The sequence below is a fragment of the Hominilimicola fabiformis genome, assembly GCF_020687385.1.
Classification (GTDB): domain Bacteria; phylum Bacillota; class Clostridia; order UBA1381; family UBA1381; genus Hominilimicola; species Hominilimicola fabiformis.
In genome coordinates this window covers 21180-34746 of sequence record NZ_JAJEQM010000021.1, presented here as the reverse complement: position 1 = coordinate 34746, position 13567 = coordinate 21180, and the positions used below count along the sequence as shown (strand labels likewise).

Below are 13567 nucleotides of genomic sequence, written 5' to 3'. Positions count from 1 at the left end.
TCAAAACTATATTTTGCCATGAAAAAACCGACCTCCCAATAGTTAGATTTTTGGTCTAACTTTTGGGGGTCGGTTCACTTTAAAGCTCTTTTTTGATTTCCTTGAGTAAAGCAGTGCAACCTTCAAGTACATCATTGTATGTCACATCAAAATCACCTGTGTACCATGGATCCGCAATATCTCTCGGATTGTCGGACCAATCAAGTAAAAGGTGTATTTTGTTTTCGGTATCATTCGGTAACATACGTTTCATATTGCGTAAATTGTAACTGTCCATACCGATAATGTAGTCATATTTGGCATAGTCGGATTTTTTTAATTGAACCGCATATTTTCCGTCAACGGAAATACCGAATTCCGCAAGCTTTTTGCGCGTACCATAATGTACACCGTTCCCGATTTCCTCTGTACTCGTCGCCGCAGACGCTATGTAAAACTCATCACTAAGCCCTGCCTTTTTAACTAAATCTTTCATCACAAACTCCGCCATCGGCGACCTGCATATATTGCCGTGGCAAACAAAGAGTATCTTAATCATAATTTTTTCCTTTCATAAAAAGCCGTAAAATGCCGTGGTTTGCCCGTATTTGCGGTGTCTGTAAAATGCTTTAAAAACATCGCTTGACAGAGTGTAATCTGCAAAACACGGCAAATAAGGGCAAATCAAGGACACCGTTAGTAGTAAGATAGTAGTAAAAATCCGAGTGTTTACTACTAATGGATTCAAAAAAAAATGTTTTATCATCTTTTCAATATTATTATTTATTAGGAATATTTGTCACCATTCTATAGTAATATTTAACTTCTGCATATGTGTAGACATCTTTTTATTTATTTTCCCAAATGCTTCTATTAATTCATTATACTTGGGATATTTTTTTTGCAATTCATCAATAAATTTGTATTCTTTTTCGTTTTCGAATTTATACCATCTTCTATAATCAGTTTGGTTTGATGTTAGAAAATAGTTTAAATCTTTTATCATACACTTCATTGCTTTATATATAGTATTATCTGTTTTAGCCACGTTTTCATAGTAACTCATTTGTAATCTTATAAATTCATATGTATTATGATAGGATTCAAAAACATCATCAAAATTGTCTTTCAAAATGTCAATTTTAAACAAACTTCTTTTGGTGACAAAATAATTTGTAAGATTTGCTTTTACTATTCTGTCAATATTTTTTAAATTAAATTCAATTCCCGCAATTGAAATTGATGGAACTTTTACATCTGCATATTTTCTCAAATATAATATTACAACCAAAAACAATGCCCCTATAATAACTGTATAATAATTTGTAAAAATGCTAGTTATGAAATTTAGATTCAATACAAAGTTACGTATTCCTGGAATATATAACAATATTTTTTTTATATCACAGCACCACACTATAAGTAATACAATTCCCCCAACAATCCATGTGATTATTGATTTTTTTATAGGTTTAATCAAACTATTTTTAATCTTCATTTCTCCATTCTTTTTAATTCTTCTCACCTTTTTTAACAAAAAATAACCTCTGTCTGATTTAAAAGTAAATTTAATCACATCTATTTTATTAAGTGTAGTTCTAATTTTTTATTGTGGAAAATTATCAATATTTTTATCATTTATTGATGCAATTCTGCTTTCTTTTAAATCAGGAATTCCAAATTCATCATCTATATAATTTTTTATCTTTTCTGTGTATACTGCTTTTTGCAATTTTATATTAAATAAATAAAGATAGCATCTATAGATATTTTTTAATTACCTAACGCTAAAACACCTTCTTCATCTTCACTTTATAAAAAATCAAAACATAATTAATATTTTTATCGACTATATTCATTAAATCACTTAATGTGTTTTATTATGTGTTTTACACCTCGAATTATATTTCATCATTACATTTGTATTTTTAATTAAATGTGCTCTTTGAGTTCTTGCATTATATGCATCTTCTATCCATGCCTCTAATTGTTCATTACTACTTGGATATGTATAATATCTAGCGTATCCAGTATCCTGTTTATTTGAGTTTTTGCTTATATTTTCTTCCACTCTAGGCGGCAACAATCCTTTCGAACCCATATACGGTAAATTAATCGCAATCAATCCATTAGGCAATGACTGTCCACATTGAAGAGAAGCTTTAACTTCCCAGTCAACATATCTTCTACTATGGGTACAACTTCCAACCAATACTATAGTTACAGTGGAATCTTCTAACTTGTCTTCTCTTATTTTTCTCATAATATATTGCGGATTGTTGCTATCAAAAGTAAAGTCTCCCTCTTTGACTCCAACAGTTTTAAATATACACACATTAGAAAAATCATTAACAAACTTATTAACCTCTTGTTGATCTCCATGATAATATGAAACAAATACTTTTCTCATTTATAAAACCTTCTTCCTATATTCATTTTATATATTATACCACACCTCATACATTATATCAATTCACAAATCCGACATTTTTTAACAAAAGCAAACAAAAAAACAGGCACCCAAGCCGTAGCCTGAGTGCCGTCTATGCAACATTATCATATAACCCTAAACATTTTCTGAGTTATTAAATTTCTTCTTGAATTTTTATCAAGTTCATTTCTCGCATTATTCAAATCCTCCATACGTTTTAGTTCGTCCTCTGCATCTTCAAGACCGAGATGTGTATAAGTGTTTAGTGTTACGCCTATGTCGCTATGCCCCATAAGGTACTGCAATGTCTTTGGGTTCATTCCTGATTTCGCCATATTACTGCAGTAGGTATGTCTGCAAACATGCGGCGTAATATTCGGTATCTGTATACGGTAAATATCGTTGTATCGCTGTACCATATGGTTAAAACGATGTTCCCAATGCATTGCTACGAGCGGATTGTTATCTTTATCATAAAACAAAAATCCGGCATATCCGTCAATCATTTTTTCTCTTTGTTGCGGTTCTCTGTCCTCGATAATGGCTTGAAAACACTTTACCACTTCCTCTGTAATTGGAAGTTTTCTTGTTCCGGCATTGGTTTTCGTTGATTCAATTACATACTGCATATCTGAGGTTCTCTGAAGCTGATGGTCAATATTTACAATTCGGTTCTTTAAATCAATATCTTTGAGTGTCAAACCGCAGAATTCCGATATTCTCATTCCTGTATGGAATAGGATATAAACCACCTCGTAATACTTACAATAGCAGTTATCATCATGCACAAATTTCAAAAACTGTCGCATTTGCTCCCTTGTTATTGCGGTTCGTGTATGTGAATCATTCACCACAACTCCGGCAAGCTGAAATTCAAATGGATTCTTATTTAAAATATCATCATCAACAGCCATCTGAAATGCAGGTCTTAGAACTCCGCGTACCGACTTGACTGTACTGTAACCTTTGCCGTCACTCTGCATTTTAATAAGGAAAAGTTTTGCGTCCGATGTTTTAACGTCTGCTATTTTCGCCTCGCTAAATTCCTCTTTTTTCAAGATATTCTTTACAAAGTTATAGTTTGCAACTGTACTGTGTTTCGCTCCTGTTTTTGTGGATAGGTATCGTTCTACAAGTTCGTTCACTGTTATATTTCTTTTCATCGGATCTAACTGCGATTCCAAGTCATATCCTATCTGCTTTTCAAGTTCCCTCAGTGAAAGACACGGTTTCTTTCCTGCAGGTAATTTGTCCGTAGGTTCAAGTTTCCAACTGTACACAAAATGCGGTTTGCCTGCTATATGATACTTAAACTGATATTTTCCGTCTGCTCTCATTGACTCTCCCGCTCTCAAAACTCTATGTTTTGAATCGCGTCTTATTCTTCCTCTGATCCCCATTATCTGCACCTCCTAAGTTCCGGATGTTTTAAGATATACCTCTCAAATGCCGTTCTGATAATCAATCTTCGACTGCCATAGAAAACAATAAAATCATGAACCGTTTTTTCTCTGATAAGAGAATGAAACTTTCTTTGACTGAGGTTGAAATATTCAATCGTTTCTGACAGATTTAATAAATCCTTTTTCTCTGCTGTTGCTCTCTGCATAAAATTTCTTCCTTTCTGTTCTTTAATTTTTACTTTTAGTTTGATTATAAGCTTTATTAAGCTTGCACTATATATCGCTCTAAAAGCTCATAAAGTCAACTACTTACGGCAAATAAAATCAATTTATATCGTAGAAATTCGGCAGAGATGTTCCTCAAATTTAGGACGTATTATTAAATATCTGTTGCCACTGTAAATAGAGAATACTCCGAGATTATCTTCCGCCAGTCTGCGGATTTTTTTGACTCCGATATTGAAATATATACTTGCTTCTCTTATGGTAAGCATATATTTTTCTCCGAGTGTTATAGGTACATCTTTCTCTTCATTCATTGCAATCACCTCTGTTATTTATATATTCTGGTTCTCAAATAATAAAAATAATGCCCGTTTAGAAAATCAATCTCTAACGGGCATAAACTCAACTATTCACTTTTTCCGTCCCATCTGTTTTCATATACTCCTGCTCTGTCATTTATAACAAAGACTCTAAGAAGTTCATCAGTCAAGCCCAGACAGCCGTTTTCATCACCTTTAAGGAACCCCTTATCCATCATTTTCTGAACAGTAGGTCTTGCCCATTCAGGCATATTGTCATCAACATAATTGTAAATCATTTTACTGTTCAGTTTATTTACATCAGCCTGTAATTTTGCTATTTCTGCTTTCAACTCCGTATATTCCTTACTCATAATTTCTTCCTCGCTTTCTGCCGTTTCATAATCCGGTCTGCAGAATTTTGTTCCCGCAAGATTGCTGATATAATATCCTTTTCTGCAGACACCGCCACCGTTTGCAACAACCGCACTTCCGGCTGACGTATTCCCTTCAACAGTAGTGAAATAATCTCCGTCCACGCCGGTTACAATTCCCGTATGCGTAAATACCCCATTATGATTAAATATAACAATATCGCCCCTTTTCGGATTTGCGTACAATTTAAAAAGTCCCGACATTGTCGGGCAATATACATACGGATAATGCTTCAATATTTGATGTGCCTTATCCACTCCGAAAGTCTTGGTGAAACACCATGTAACAAATACTGCACACCACGGCTGTCCTTGATATTCGTTTTTTATATCCCGCCAATACTTAGTATAATTGTTCATACCGGCATTCGCTGTTTTATCATCAAGCTGTGAATTACTTGACTTTTCCAAATAGCCGACTTCATTATCAGCGGTCTGAATCAATTTATCTATTGCAGTCATCTCTTACTCCTTGTCACTGTTAGGTGTATCGTATGTCAATGCACGTTTGCTGTCTGTAAATCCTGTTGTTGTAGGGTCTGTAATTGCGTTATATACACTGACAATTACAAGGCTCAAAATGTACGGGCTTGAAACCGCCTTTATAAGTACTTCCCCCAATACCGACCACGAGCTTAAATCCTCGGCTGTAAGTCCGAGATATGCCAGTATCGGCATAATTACAGACAGCAATATCTGTGCCCAAAACATAGGATTTCTCATTCGTACTTTCCAGTTAATCATTTTACATATCCCCCTTCAGTTCATCAATTTGGTGCTGCTGAGATTTAAGTGTATTTTCCGCAATAGCCACTCGTTCAACAACACTGTTGTGTTTTTCTACTTTGCGTTCAAGCTGTTCAATTCTGTACAGTGTCTTATTGTTTGAAACAATACCTGCAATAATAGAACCGCCAAGTGTTCCTACAAGCGACAAAATCGCCACAACAATCGTACTTTCCATAGTCAGTACCCCCTTATCAGTTATTTTCTAATTTTTCTACTCTTTCGAGCAGGTCTTTTATTGTATTAAATATATCACTCCTTCCTATACAAAACGGCTTTCCGTCTATATAGATATATTCCGCTATATCTCCGTCTTCCGCCACTATATATACGGTTCTTTCGTCATCACTTTCATTTCCCGATTTTGATGTTATGCTTATATTGTCAATCCCCATTTCAACGCTATTTACATACGAATAAATCTCAAGTCCCGTAACCTTACTTGCGGACTTATCATAAAAATCAATCTCACCGCTTAATTTGGCTGATTCATTATTGTTTGTAATACAATATGATACCGTTTTTGACTCGTAATTAACTTCTATTCGGCTATGAACCCAACAGTTAAAAAAGTTGTCTTTCCACGTCAGGTCACTGTTTATGTAATAATACTTTCCGTCTTTTGTGCCTTGCGAAAAAACAACTCCCGTACTGTCATATGAACCTCTGCTTGATTCTCCCGGACGCTGTGTCAAATCAGACAGTCCTATATACCAGCGGTCGGTATTTATTTTCGTATCAAACTCAATTATCAGTTCTTTTGCATTTGCCGTATATTTTGAAAAGTCAAGATAAGCAAAAGCATACATATTCGCCGCATTTGAACCGGTTACAATTTTTTGATACTTGTTGCCGTCACTTTCTTCCGCAACGGATACAGTACATCGATTTATAGCATTGAATTTTGAAACACCGTCTGAAAAACCAAATCCAACAGACATTGACGGCAGTACGCCTACAACTTTTTTCTTCAGATACCCTTCTGTTTCAAGCATAGCCACATCAGCCTTACCGTTCCAATTTTGCTTGTCACCGGCAGTAACGTGAGTTTCATCACTGCCGATATGGTTATTCACTATATCCTCAAGTGCATCTAAATCTTCGCCTTTTGCCAATCGTATATCTTCCGGCATACCTTATCACCCCACGCTATTCCTTTACAAAATGATCTTTAGGATTATAATAAATATAATTGTTATCCTTACTCCAATCATTCCAAGAAAGCTTACTCACAATGCCGCTGCTGATACTCCACAAATATCTATGGCGTCCGTATACCGTTCCATCCGGATAGATTACAGCCTGAACATTATATATTTCACTTTCGTCACCGGATTCAGCCGCCCACGACACTAAAAATACAGGTGCATTCGATTTATTCGGCAGTTGAGCGTTATTTCCGACCTGCACTATATCAGTCTTATATGTACCGTTTTGATATTTACTGTATGTAATTCCGAAACTGTCAATATTACTGCAAGTGCTGATATTATCTTTATCAAACAACAGCATAGCATAAGTGCTGTCCAATGTTGAAGATACCAATTCTGAAATCTTTTTATCCACTGCCTGCACCAAGTTCTGTACAAATGCGGTTGTTGCTATTCTCGTTGAAATATCAGATGACGGCGGAGTCGGAGATTTCGGTGTACCAGTAAAACTTGGTGAATTTTTATTCGCTTTGCCTGACAATGCCGTCTGTATGCCTTTTATCAATCCCTGCACAAAAGCCGTAGTAGCAATCTGCGTAGAATTTGTACTGCTTGACGCAGTCGGTGCTGTTGGTGTACCCTTAAAACTCGGTGAATTTTTATCTGCCTTAGCAGACTCCAAAGTTTTAATAAGTGCATCAATATTTATAAAATTCTCATTGAGCACCTCCACATCAATACTGTCGGACGGTGCCGGCAATTTAAAATTATGATTTGATGTGTATTTCATTTTCATGCCTCCTTATAAAAAATGTGCATATGGCTTATTATCTTTAAATACCACATATGCGTTTGCTCCGTTTTCTCTTAAATATACCTCATTGTTTTCTACATACAGCCACGTTCTGCCGTCATAATCTTTAACACCTCCCCATGTAAATATTTTTGCATTGCCCCATGTCCCAAGTTTTTTCTGTACTTCGCTCCAAGTATTGCTTTGAAACTCATAATTCACTTGAAGATGTGCGGGCTTAACTTCATCCACCGCTGATTTTATTTGTTCAAAATTATACGGCACTCCTTTACGTCCGCTGAATTTAACAGCTACTGTATAATTTTTATAATCCTCGGTTATTATACAGCCTGTCCTGTCATACATTAAAATAAGCTGTTCAAGTTCCGATTTTGTCAGAAGATTATTTCCTTGCAGTCTTGCAATTACTCTTGCTCTCTTAGTTTCATTATCTGCCGTAATTTCAGACAGTCCTACGTCTTTTTCATGCAGCAGAAAACTATCTGTGGTAGTAATAAACAGACGCTTATCTTCATCAGAAATATCTTCCGAAACTTTATCAAGTATTGTTTGAACGACATTGTAAAAGTCCTTTACCGTTTTTGATTTGCTATAATAATCCGGGAGTCTGTCAATCATTTCAACACCACGCTTTCAAGCACCGGTACCGCTCCGTCTGCTATCTTGATATTTTCTGTTCCGCTGTTGACCTTTAAATCCGTATAATCCTCAACACCCGATATTGATAATATAAGACTGCCGATTTTGGCATACGATATATATTCCTTTTTTATGGCCTCTCCCGACAAATAGTCCTTTAATACATTTTCAACTGTTGTCTGTATGTTTGATGTATTATCAGATGTCAGCCTAACTGATATATTTATCATAACGGGTGACGCACTGACCACTGTAACTTCTGCACCGATTGGTTTGTTTTCCTCAATGTGCTCTTTCACTTTTGAAATAAGTTCACTGCCTGCGGGACGGTTATCAGCATCTACAATTACTACTTTTACTGTCCCCGCTCCGTTCCAAAGCGGTATTACTTTTACATCTCCCACTCCGCTTACTTCTTTTGCCCATTCAATATAATGATATTTATTTCCGCTGACATTCGGACGTGACACTTTTTCAAGGTATCGTTCCAATAAATCTGCATCACTCTCCGCATCATAACCGCCTGTAAAATCCGTTATATTCTGAACGGCTGTAATTCCGGGAAGCGTTATAGGGAATCGATTTATATCTCCTTTTTTCACATTGCCAGCACTTCCCGAAACAGTGCAAGTCGCACCGACTTCAACAGAACCGTTTTCAGCAATGCTCACTGTTTCATTCACTTCAAACAGGACATTATCCGCCGCAACCTTTGCACCTTTCAAAATCACTTCACCTCGGTTTCCGCTGATTAGCAGTGTACCTTTTGAATAAGTGGATGTTTTACGAACTATATTCTGCTCGGCTGTCTTGCGGTCAAGGTATTCTCCCTCTGCCGTCACGGCAAATGTGTTTTCTGACAATCTGCTTATCCTTTTCTGCAAAAGATATATTTGTTCTGCCACGGGATAAAGAAGGTCATAAAAAAACGAGCCGACCGAAATATCATATTCTTCCGGCACGCTCGACAGCATATATTCAATTATTTCATCAAGTGTCATATGGTGTACACCTCCGCACTTTCTCCGTAAGCTGTGTTTAATGTGAAAGATATTTTAAGTATCGCTCCGACTTTCTCTGCTGAAAAACCGCTCATACTATAAATATCCTCATTCCGCAAAAGTGCTGTTTCTATTTCTCTGCGAAGTTCCGATTCTGCAAAATCAAAGTTATATGATTTTCCTATCACCAAATCTTCAATATTTGCACCGTATTGTTTGTCTTTGTATATGGAGTATATGTAAAGCTGTGTCCGCATACATTTTTGTATCCATAACTTAAGAGCATTAATGCCCGATAAAATAACGGGATTGCCGTCTTTCATAACAAATTCGCCGTTACCGAAATCAAAATCAAATGTCTTTTTCATTATTCGGTTACTCCTATCACAACAAACTTGTTGTCGTTGTCATACGGCAATAAAACTACTTCTTTTCCGAGGTATTTGTATTCCGTATGATTGTCCCTCTCTTGTGTTTCATAAATATCAAAGACCGATTTTATATCACTGTCATCAAGTAAAATATTGTTTCCAAGCTGTATTACAAGTTTCGGCAGAGATATAATTCTGCCGAACATCGGTGTATATGATGACGGATTGTCTCTTGCTTTTATATGTCTCGCTAAATCTGTAACTCCACTCATATCATTTTTCCTTTCAACGAAAAAAGCGACTACCTAAGTAATCGCTTTATATTTTAATCTTCTTTTCTGAATCTTGCATTAAATGCTTAGCCTATGAATAATAACTTTAAATATTATTTTTAAACAGCAGTATTATAATGACCCACCTCATTTCCTCTTAGCTTACTAATAGAATAATCCTCTCGTAATGTATCCAATTTGTATTTATTTTTATACTCTGACAGAAGAGTATGTAATTCTCTTAAATTATCAATATAATCCACCAATATGTTAATATTTTGAACATTTTTACTATTTTCAAATATCTTGAATGGTTCATCTGGGAAATTTAGCATTCCTATCGGCAAATTTTCATAATATCCGATATGATCTTCAGATGCCCGTATATAAAGCATAAAGGAATTTCCCTTTCCTACAAACACATCAATGAATTTAGAATTTTTTACTTTAATAATCTCATTAATAATTTCATCATCTAAATATGTATGATACTGCAAAAACAAACTCTCTAAATTTTCATAAAAATTCTGGCATTTCATTTCTAAATATTCATGCCATTTCATTCTATTCTTTTTATCTTTATGTAAAAAGATTGTATCAGCATCACTATTTATGTCCAACTTTTTTATTTGTCTATAAAATTTATCATTAAAACATTCTATATCCGACTTACCCTTATGAATTTCTTCCCATTCTTCTTCCGTACAACAATTCTTACACATAAGTAACAAAAGATAAACAGAATCTTTATAAAATGAAGATAATTTACTGATCACTTCTTTTTCTACTGGTTTCTTTCTCTTTTGTTGAGGAATAAATACAGTCAATAGATATACAAAATATCCAGTTATATAGCCCGTTGCAATATTTAGCATAGATGCATCTACCGCTTTTTTGTGACATAATATTTGATTAATAATCTTATAATCTAACACCTTGAATAAGGGGATTTCTGACCACTTAATTGAAAGATACAAGGCTATAAGAAAAAATATGTGTAATACATATTTTTTTAAATACTTTATAATTGTTTTTATAATACTTATTATATTATTTCTATATTTTAAATTCATTATATCCCCTTTGATTATATACCTCATACACATTGAAAATATATTTTATTTCTCATAATCCATAACAATTATAGCAAAATAAACAAATATTGTCAACACAGATCATTTATTATAATATTAGTGTATTATAAGCTTGTTAGTTATTATATAATATTACATTTTTATTGACATATAGTTCAGGTCATAAACTATTCTTTCAATTATAAAAGCGACTACCTAAGTAATCGCTTTAATCTTCTTAATCTTCTTTTTCCGATTCTTTAATTAGGTCTTCTGCTTTTTTGCATCCGCCTTCTACCCATTCTTCAAATTCAGTCTGTACTCGCACAGACTGATTAATTTGTTCTTCCACCGTTTACACCTACTTTACTCGTTATGAAGAGTATTATACCACAACACATACTTTAAATCAACTGTTCATTCAAGTTTACTCAACTCCAGTTTATCAAAATGCCAGCCGTCTTTATAACTGTGACTTGTGCTTTCGATTGCATACTTCACACCGTCTACCGATATAACTTCTCCGGCTCTGGTATATCTGTCATATTTCTCTACTATTTCAAACGAAAAAGTTTCATTCACCTTTGAATTTTCGTTGAGCTCACGTTTTGCAACTGTATCGGCATTTTCTTTTTCGGTATCTATCTTAACAATTTTCTGCAAAAAGCCATATTTATCAATAAGGTCACGGTTCTGCAACACCATCAATTCCTTATACACATTATCCTTTTCAGATGTTATTTTAATAGAGTTGTACATATCCTCAATAGACGTGCTATGGCTTACATTGCCTCTGTAATCAATCGAATATCCCTGTCTTACATTACTCGCCACCTGAAATTCGGGATAAGCTGTCAAATCTCCGATTTTGTATATTCTCAATCCTTCCGGCACAAAATCAAAGTTATAATTCCCGCCGCACTTTTCAAGAATATCTTTGAGTATATCCGATACTGTTTTATCAAAATATATCTGCTTTATATTTGCAGTCAATTCCGGCAGCATGACAATAGATATAGACAAGTCATTACAAATTTCTTTAATTGCATTGGCTGCCGAAATATTTTTAAACTGATATGTCTGACTTGTTTTATTAAGATACCATCCAAGGTCAGCAATAGTATACTTATTACTGTTCTTGTCACCGTCATCTGCCTTAGTTATTACTCCCCGAAAAATCTCTGCATTGGTTACCATTCTGATAATATCGCCGACTTGCGGTGTGTACATCAAATCTTTCAGGTATGTTGCGTCACTTTTCGCTATATCAAAAGACATTGTAGTTGCAAGTTCATATATACTGTTTTTCCACGACAAATTTCCTATCATTTCGGTTATATCGGTATCATTCGCATACATTCTCAGTTCATCAGTCGGCGTAATAGGAGTAAGGTTCTGCATTGCAGGATGAATGTTTTCCTTAACTCTGTTATTCCATACAGCTGTAGGTTCTTTTTCTCCGCCGTATGAATTTTCCGAATACATATAGCTTTCCATACTTCCGGAAGATGATGTTCCGTTTGACTTATCGGAGTATTCCGGATTAAACACATAATCATAATTACCGCCTGCAAAGCTCCATGTATGACTTCCCACAGTTCTGCAGTTGCTTGTCCCTCCTGTATTACCTTCAACAGTAGTAAAACTGTTACCGCTTACGGAAACAATTATTCCGGTATGTCCCTCACGCAGAAATATATCTCCTGCGTGAGGTGTATATGTACCATTTGTAACTTGATGTTTTGAATGAAGTCTGCCGTTTTTTCGTGCCCAATCAATACAGTTAGGGCAGTATGAGTAATTAGGAACTATACTTGTCGGAACACCGCACTGTCTTACAACATAGCTTACAAACGCCGCACACCACCAAAAGTTATATCCTATATTTTCAACATTGTCGGAATACCAATGAGTATATTTATTGTTATTTCCGCACTTGCCCCCTATTTCCTGCATTTCTTTTCTTGCACGTTCCGCAACATCAAATCCCGATGACATTATTCAAGCAGCCCCAATCTATCCAACCACACAATTACACGCAAATCATCATATTTTAAATTCCATCCTTCGCCCGTTCCGCTGAGTACACCCTTGTTAACAGCCTTTTGAACACTCTTTCGTGCCCATTCTGGCATATTTTCATCAATATAGTTATATATCATTGGATTTGCAAGGGTTTCAACAAGTCCTACAAGGTATGTAACTTGTTCTTTGAGTTTATTAAGTTCTTCCATATCAATTTCATCCTCCGCATTGCTTTGGTCCTCATAATTCAGAAGATTAAACTCCTCTAAATCAAGTGTGTACCAAAGGTCACCGTCTGTCTTTATTGTGTATTTAAAGTCCTTGACCGCAACAGCCATATTTATCGGTGTTTCTGTAATAATAAGGCGTATAGGAAGTTTCAAATCTATCCATGTATCAATTTTATATACATATTCCCACCCCTTCATTGACTTATCACGCAGATACGGATAATCTCTTATCGGGAAAAAGCTTGAAATAGAAATACTTTTTAATTTCGGACTTCCTATCAGCATAAGTTCGCCGTGCGATACCGTTTCAAATGTTTCGGTTGACTGTGGTTTGCTTATTGTAAACTGTGACGGCAAAACGGGAATTTTCAATATATCCGCTCTGTTATTTACGCTTAAATATATATCCAAATTCGCACCTCCGACCTAAAAAA

19 protein-coding genes are annotated in these 13567 nt (G+C 35.2%); all 19 read right to left on the bottom strand.

Features of this window, described 5'->3' with window-relative positions:
* Positions 1 to 79: 79 nt before the first annotated feature.
* The 19 genes from LKE05_RS12790 to LKE05_RS12700 all read right to left on the bottom strand — a co-directional run bounded on the left by LKE05_RS12790 (position 80) and on the right by LKE05_RS12700 (position 13544).
* Positions 80 to 538, bottom strand: a complete 459-nt coding sequence (locus tag LKE05_RS12790) for a low molecular weight protein-tyrosine-phosphatase (protein ID WP_308457093.1) — start codon at positions 536 to 538, stop codon at positions 80 to 82.
* Between the two features lie 240 nt (positions 539 to 778).
* A complete protein-coding gene (locus LKE05_RS12785) occupies positions 779 to 1504 on the bottom strand; it encodes a hypothetical protein (protein WP_308457092.1) in 726 nt (241 codons plus the stop codon).
* Positions 1505 to 1585: 81 nt separating this feature from the next.
* Positions 1586 to 1711, bottom strand: coding sequence for a hypothetical protein (locus LKE05_RS12780; RefSeq protein ID WP_308457091.1), 126 nt, complete (start codon positions 1709 to 1711; stop codon positions 1586 to 1588).
* Positions 1712 to 1846: 135 nt separating this feature from the next.
* Positions 1847 to 2389, bottom strand: a complete 543-nt coding sequence (locus LKE05_RS12775; protein WP_308457090.1) for a TIR domain-containing protein — start codon at positions 2387 to 2389, stop codon at positions 1847 to 1849.
* A gap of 146 nt (positions 2390 to 2535) precedes the next feature.
* The gene (locus tag LKE05_RS12770) at positions 2536 to 3810 is read right to left on the bottom strand and encodes a site-specific integrase (protein ID WP_308457089.1); all 1275 of its coding nucleotides are present in this window, start codon (positions 3808 to 3810) and stop codon (positions 2536 to 2538) included.
* The gene (locus LKE05_RS12765) at positions 3810 to 4019 is read right to left on the bottom strand and encodes an excisionase (RefSeq protein WP_147513765.1); all 210 of its coding nucleotides are present in this window, start codon (positions 4017 to 4019) and stop codon (positions 3810 to 3812) included. Before LKE05_RS12765 ends, LKE05_RS12770 begins: the two co-directional genes overlap by 1 nt.
* Positions 4020 to 4142: 123 nt before the next feature.
* On the bottom strand, positions 4143 to 4352 hold the full coding sequence (locus tag LKE05_RS12760) for an excisionase (RefSeq protein WP_308457088.1): 210 nt from the start codon (positions 4350 to 4352) through the stop codon (positions 4143 to 4145).
* A 92-nt stretch (positions 4353 to 4444) separates the two neighbouring features.
* Positions 4445 to 5233: a CHAP domain-containing protein gene (locus tag LKE05_RS12755; protein ID WP_308457087.1), complete on the bottom strand. Its 789-nt coding sequence runs from the start codon at positions 5231 to 5233 to the stop codon at positions 4445 to 4447.
* A 3-nt stretch (positions 5234 to 5236) separates the two neighbouring features.
* Positions 5237 to 5515 carry a phage holin gene (locus LKE05_RS12750; protein WP_022229159.1) on the bottom strand — a complete coding sequence of 93 codons (279 nt, stop codon included), beginning with the start codon at positions 5513 to 5515 and terminating at the stop codon, positions 5237 to 5239.
* A 1-nt stretch (position 5516) separates the two neighbouring features.
* Positions 5517 to 5735, bottom strand: coding sequence for a hypothetical protein (locus LKE05_RS12745; RefSeq protein WP_308457086.1), 219 nt, complete (start codon positions 5733 to 5735; stop codon positions 5517 to 5519).
* 16 nt (positions 5736 to 5751) lie between these two features.
* A complete protein-coding gene (locus LKE05_RS12740; protein WP_308457085.1) occupies positions 5752 to 6690 on the bottom strand; it encodes a hypothetical protein in 939 nt (312 codons plus the stop codon).
* Between the two features lie 16 nt (positions 6691 to 6706).
* The gene (locus LKE05_RS12735; protein ID WP_308457084.1) at positions 6707 to 7498 is read right to left on the bottom strand and encodes a hypothetical protein; all 792 of its coding nucleotides are present in this window, start codon (positions 7496 to 7498) and stop codon (positions 6707 to 6709) included.
* A gap of 12 nt (positions 7499 to 7510) precedes the next feature.
* Positions 7511 to 8140, bottom strand: a complete 630-nt coding sequence (locus LKE05_RS12730) for a putative phage tail protein (protein WP_308457083.1) — start codon at positions 8138 to 8140, stop codon at positions 7511 to 7513.
* Positions 8137 to 9162 (bottom strand): baseplate J/gp47 family protein, encoded by a 1026-nt coding sequence (locus tag LKE05_RS12725; protein WP_308457082.1) that lies wholly within the window; start codon positions 9160 to 9162, stop codon positions 8137 to 8139. The genes LKE05_RS12730 and LKE05_RS12725 overlap by 4 nt, the downstream gene beginning before the upstream one ends.
* Positions 9159 to 9530: a DUF2634 domain-containing protein gene (locus LKE05_RS12720; protein WP_308457081.1), complete on the bottom strand. Its 372-nt coding sequence runs from the start codon at positions 9528 to 9530 to the stop codon at positions 9159 to 9161. The genes LKE05_RS12725 and LKE05_RS12720 overlap by 4 nt, the downstream gene beginning before the upstream one ends.
* Positions 9530 to 9805: a DUF2577 family protein gene (locus tag LKE05_RS12715; RefSeq protein WP_022228772.1), complete on the bottom strand. Its 276-nt coding sequence runs from the start codon at positions 9803 to 9805 to the stop codon at positions 9530 to 9532. The genes LKE05_RS12720 and LKE05_RS12715 overlap by 1 nt, the downstream gene beginning before the upstream one ends.
* A 119-nt stretch (positions 9806 to 9924) precedes the next feature.
* Entirely contained in the window at positions 9925 to 10878 is a 954-nt protein-coding gene (locus LKE05_RS12710; RefSeq protein ID WP_308457080.1) for a hypothetical protein, read from the bottom strand.
* A 417-nt stretch (positions 10879 to 11295) separates the two neighbouring features.
* Positions 11296 to 12876, bottom strand: a complete 1581-nt coding sequence (locus LKE05_RS12705; RefSeq protein ID WP_308457079.1) for a CHAP domain-containing protein — start codon at positions 12874 to 12876, stop codon at positions 11296 to 11298.
* Positions 12876 to 13544 carry a hypothetical protein gene (locus LKE05_RS12700; protein WP_308457078.1) on the bottom strand — a complete coding sequence of 223 codons (669 nt, stop codon included), beginning with the start codon at positions 13542 to 13544 and terminating at the stop codon, positions 12876 to 12878. Before LKE05_RS12700 ends, LKE05_RS12705 begins: the two co-directional genes overlap by 1 nt.
* Positions 13545 to 13567 lie beyond the last annotated feature (23 nt).